Below are 3,060 nucleotides of genomic sequence, written 5' to 3' on the forward strand. Positions count from 1 at the left end.
TGGCGCCATGCTGTTTGTGCACGCAGTCGTTCCAGTCGGTGCCTAACCCCGCCACAAGCCGGCTGCTCAGATCTCCACCATTCGCTGACGGGCCGAGCGCGGAGCAGAGACTGCTGGCAGACCTCGATAGGCTGCGTTCGGACGCCCTCTCGAACATAACGCCCTCAGAATTCGTCGCGCGCTGGCGCTGGATCGTGGGGGAGCCTCCGGCCGTCATGTTGGAGAGCCGATCGGAAATGATCCGTATATTGGTTCAGAGCATGCCGATTGCGTCATGTACCCTGATGTGCTGAGAGCTGTAGCCTCAAGTTTTAGGCTGGCGGGTTACTGCCCGGCGTCCCCTGCCTCTATTCCCTTGCCATGATCCGATCTGACCTAGTCCTGCGCCTCGCTGCCCTGAACCCGCATCTCTACGAGCGAGACTGCCAAGCGGTGGTCGATGCCATTTTAGGCCGGATCGCGGATGCCATCGCAGCCGGCGATCGTGTCGAGCTGCGCGGGTTCGGGTCGTTCGCCACCGTGGAGCAAAAGGCGCGAATGGGGCGCAACCCGAGGAATGGAGCGGCTGTCTCGGTCGAAGCCAAGAACCGCCTGCACTTCAAGGCCGGAAAAGAGATGCGGGATCGGCTGAACCCTGAAAGAGGCGGCCCTATCGATCAAATCGGGATGCTCAGGAACTCGCCCCATGACTGACTTAACGACCGCCGAACTGTCCAAGGCGAAGACCGTCAGCGACGACGAGGTGAGCGCCGCGGTCGATGGGTTCCTGCACGACCCGACGATGAGCATGTTTCGTTTCGCCAGCGGACACACGCTGGACCCGGCCGCCGCGGTGAAAGCCCTTGAGCCAGCCAAGGCTGCGATCGCCGATCCGACGCAAGGCGAGAAGTACCAGCGTGGGATGGTGCGGACAGCGATCCTGTTGGCGTGCCCAACGGCGCCATGAACGAGGCTGCCAACAGCAACAACCAAGCTCAGTCTTTCGACATGCGGAAGGACGATGCGGGCTGGACGGTCTACGACATCGCCACCTACGAGCCGGCGCAGGTCAACGGCATCGCGCAGACCGGCCTTGACATGGAGGCTGCCGACGATCTCCTGGACCTGCTGAACACACTGGCCCGGGAGAAGAACGAGAGCGCCAGGCATTGATCGCTGTCGCCATCTCACGCGGCCCGTACAGTAGCGAGGAAGCATCCAACCTCGGCCGTGAGGGTCTCGGCCTGACGCGACAGCTCCGAGGCCGCCCCCAGCACCTGGCTTGCAGCCGCCCCCGTCTCCTCCGCCGCACCCGCCACGCCGGCGATGTTGCTCGTGACCTCGCCAGTTCCCATCGCCGCTTGGCTGACGTTGCGAACGATCTCCTGTGTTGCCGCGCCCTGCTCCTCCACGGCGGCCGCGATCGAGGTCGCAACCGCGCTAAACTCCTGGATCCGCCCGGTGATGCCGCCAATCGCCGAGACCGCCTGACCTGTCGAGGCCTGCACCTGCGCGATCTGACCGGAGATCTCGTTTGTGGCGCGGGCGGTCTGCTCGGCGAGCGCCTTCACCTCGGCCGCCACCACCGCGAAGCCCTTGCCCGCCGCGCCGGCGCGCGCCGCCTCGATCGTGGCGTTGAGCGCCAAAAGGTTGGTTTGCCCGGCGATGCCGGAGATTAGCCCGACTACGTCACCGATCCGGGACACCGTCGCGCTCAGCTCCTGCACCAGGGCGCCGGTGTGACCGGCTTCCATGACCGCCCGCCGCGCCAGCTCGGCCGAACCGTCGACCTGGCGCCCGATCTCGAACACCGACGATCCCAGCTCCTCGGCCGCGGCGGCTACGGTGTTGACGTTGCTGGCCGCCTCCTCGGCGGCGGCCGCGACCGCGCCGGACTGCGCCGAGGTCTCGCCCGCCATCGCCGACATCGAGCCGGCCGTGGCCTGCAGCTCGGTGGCTGCGGCTGAGACCATGCCGATGATACCACCGACCGCCGCCTCGAAGCCGTCGGCCATCTGACGCATCCCGGCCTTGCGCTGCTCCTCGGACGCCAAGCGCGCCTGCGCAGTGTCTGCTTCCAGCTGACGCGCGCGGATCAGGTTGTCCTTGAACACCTGTACCGCTGCGGCCATCGCACCGATCTCGTCCCGGCGAGAAGCGTGTTCGATGGAGATCGTGGCATCGCCCGATGCAAGTCGACGCATAGCCTCGCCCAGTCGCTTCAAAGGGGTCAGGCTTCGCCGCATCCAAAACCACAGCACGGTGCTGCATGCGATGGCCAGCAACGCGCCGATCAGGCCGGAGTGCCGCTTCAACCGAGTTACGACGGCGAGGTGGTCGGTGCGTTCGACCCCGGTGTAGAGAATGCCAAGGGTACTTCCGTCCGCAGCTAGGATCGGATCGTAGGCAGTGAAGTACGGGACTCCAAGGATCTCGGCTTCCCCTCGGTAGGGTCGACCTTGTTTGATCACCGCGTCGTAGACGGACCCAGGGGCCAAGCGTGTGCCGGTGGCACGAGTCCCATCGGGTTTGGTTACGTTGGTAGCCACACGCAGGTCGCCGAGGAAGATCGTGGCCGTCCCGCCGATGATGGCGCGAACACGATCAACGGCAGGGTCCTCAGGTCCGATGAAATGGGACCCCACTTGCAGATGACCATCGATCAAGCTGAAACGCTGAGACCCTCCCTCGTCTGCAAGGCTCTGCCGCAGCAGCCGCATATTGCTCTCCAGCACAGCGGACGCTCGCTGCGTCATGTCCGCCTCCACCTCGTGGAGGATCACGCCGATCGTGGTGAACGAAGCAATGCCGACCATCACGGTCCCAACGACGCTGAGACGCATGGGGAGTGACAGGGAGGGCCGGCTGAGGCGGCGCAGGTTCATTCGGGAGAGCTCTCATGGCGTGAGGCCGATCTTATTGCATCAGTTTAACACAGTACATCCGTTCGAAGGATGCTTCTACGCGAACTGAAACTTGTGATCGCGAATCGGTAAAAACACGGAACCGCCGTGTCTTGAGTCTGTATTCTTAATATAGTCTATAAGTTAATTTTGTATTAAATTCGGCCCTGATGTCTTA

4 protein-coding genes are annotated in these 3,060 nt (G+C 63.8%); 3 read left to right on the top strand and 1 reads right to left on the bottom strand.

Features of this window, described 5'->3' with window-relative positions:
- The first annotated feature begins 360 nt into the window (after positions 1 to 360).
- Genes FV230_RS26625 through FV230_RS26635 form a run of 3 tightly spaced genes read left to right on the top strand, consistent with a single transcriptional unit; the run spans position 361 to position 1,152 of the window.
- Positions 361 to 693, top strand: a complete 333-nt coding sequence (locus FV230_RS26625; RefSeq protein WP_147844519.1) for an HU family DNA-binding protein — start codon at positions 361 to 363, stop codon at positions 691 to 693.
- Positions 686 to 946, top strand: coding sequence for a hypothetical protein (locus FV230_RS26630; RefSeq protein WP_147844520.1), 261 nt, complete (start codon positions 686 to 688; stop codon positions 944 to 946). Before FV230_RS26625 ends, FV230_RS26630 begins: the two co-directional genes overlap by 8 nt.
- A complete protein-coding gene (locus FV230_RS26635; protein WP_246695017.1) occupies positions 928 to 1,152 on the top strand; it encodes a hypothetical protein in 225 nt (74 codons plus the stop codon). The genes FV230_RS26630 and FV230_RS26635 overlap by 19 nt, the downstream gene beginning before the upstream one ends.
- Positions 1,153 to 1,166: 14 nt before the next feature.
- Here FV230_RS26635 and FV230_RS26640 read toward each other — a convergent pair whose 3' ends face one another.
- The gene (locus FV230_RS26640) at positions 1,167 to 2,864 is read right to left on the bottom strand and encodes a methyl-accepting chemotaxis protein (protein WP_246695018.1); all 1,698 of its coding nucleotides are present in this window, start codon (positions 2,862 to 2,864) and stop codon (positions 1,167 to 1,169) included.
- Positions 2,865 to 3,060 lie beyond the last annotated feature (196 nt).

The sequence above is a fragment of the Methylobacterium sp. WL6 genome, from assembly GCF_008040095.1.
Lineage (GTDB): Bacteria > Pseudomonadota > Alphaproteobacteria > Rhizobiales > Beijerinckiaceae > Methylobacterium.

Coding starts and splice junctions, on each gene's coding strand:
- FV230_RS26625 (WP_147844519.1), top strand. CDS start 361: ATGATCCGATCTGACCTAGTCCTGCGCCTCGCTGCCCTGAACCCGCAT.
- FV230_RS26630 (WP_147844520.1), top strand. CDS start 686: ATGACTGACTTAACGACCGCCGAACTGTCCAAGGCGAAGACCGTCAGC.
- FV230_RS26640 (WP_246695018.1), bottom strand. CDS start 2,864: ATGAACCTGCGCCGCCTCAGCCGGCCCTCCCTGTCACTCCCCATGCGT.